Origin of the sequence: Endozoicomonas sp. ONNA2 (assembly GCF_024606365.1) — a bacterium.
Classification (GTDB): domain Bacteria; phylum Pseudomonadota; class Gammaproteobacteria; order Pseudomonadales; family Endozoicomonadaceae; genus Endozoicomonas.
This window is the reverse complement of sequence record NZ_JAHHPO010000232.1, coordinates 1-1,318: the sequence shown is the minus strand read 5'-3', so window position 1 is coordinate 1,318 and position 1,318 is coordinate 1. Positions and strand designations below refer to the sequence as shown.

Genomic DNA, 1,318 nt, shown 5'->3' with positions numbered 1-1,318 from the left:
GATTCAATAGCGGGGCTATTTGACGAAGAAGCAGGAATTTTTAGACCAATTTATCTCAACCGCACGACTGCATGGATGCAGGAGCAGTTGCCGCGCAGGGCAGTCTATTCTCGGACAGCCTCCTGGCTGCCCAATATTTTACTCTCAACCTTTTGACTCATGACGTATTCAGTCAAAACCCGGCTCACCGTGAGTACGGTGAGAAACTTCATGATGCTTTCACAGCCCGGGGAAAAGCTTCATCAGGTTGGCAGAACTTTTTATGGAAAAGGGGAGTCTTAGCTCTAGTTCATTAATTGGATCATCCGATGAATATCACTCCCTACTCTGCTTATTTAATTGACGCTGCCGAACGATTTCCCGATTGTCAAGATACTACTTCTTCTAAATCTTGCCGACCACATCAAGCCTTCTTTAATACATTTGCAGCAAAAGACAATCTTCAATGTACTGTGAGTACTGATGAAAATACTAAAAACTACCTTCAACAGACAACGGTGGCTTTTCACAATCCATTTGATATCCCCCGATTTGAAAAAAGATCAATAGCCATCATTAATAACCAAACTGAAGGACACCAGTCGGGTAACCTGCCTGCCGGAATAAAACCACTGAATAATGAGCAGGCTCCCAAATATATTCCCGATAATGAACCATTTTCAATCCAGTCAATTCTGGAATTGGGGAAATCAACCTCAGCAGGCTCATCAGTTGTTAATACTCATGATAAGGTTTGCTCACGGCACATTAAACATAAGGCCAGAAAACGGACCTGGGAAAATTCACAGAGAGGGAAAGACTGGCTGAAAAATTACTCAAAGACCAAGAAAGCAAAGGATTCCAAAAGTACCTGGGCAAAATCCGCGAGAGGGAGGGCTTATCATCAGGACTACCAAAAGACTTACGCAAAAACTGAACAGCGGAGAGGTTACCTGGAGGCTTACAAGCAAGTTAAAAAAAATACCGGTGATAACGAACAAGCAAGTTTCGCTGGCAGGCAAGCTTCCGCCTTGATCAGGGCGATAGAATCGGGTGTACAATCAACTAGTATTGGTAATTAAAAAGGAATATCGCAAGTAGTTAACCAAATGAAATCATATTTTTTGAGCAATTAGTCAGAAAACATGATTTCATATAGATAAACTACTTGGTGATAAAATTCCAACAACACAGAATTTCAGAAATAAACCTGCCAGGTACACCGTTAAAGTCGCGGCAGAAATATAAAATGAAGTAATGACAACAACGGTGAACCACAGTTGGTATGGCGCGCTCGGGAGGATTCGAACCTCCGACCGCCTGGTTCGTAGCCAGGTAC

At 42.6% G+C, this 1,318-nt stretch carries 1 protein-coding gene; it reads left to right on the top strand.

Features of this window, described 5'->3' with window-relative positions:
- Nucleotides 1–308: 308 nt before the first annotated feature.
- Nucleotides 309–1,061 (top strand): hypothetical protein, encoded by a 753-nt coding sequence (locus KDK14_RS04255; protein WP_257263777.1) that lies wholly within the window; start codon nucleotides 309–311, stop codon nucleotides 1,059–1,061.
- Nucleotides 1,062–1,318: the final 257 nt, after the last annotated feature.

Excerpts from the sequence above, each read along its gene's own strand:
- KDK14_RS04255 (WP_257263777.1), top strand. The coding sequence starts at position 309 with ATGAATATCACTCCCTACTCTGCTTATTTAATTGACGCTGCCGAACGA.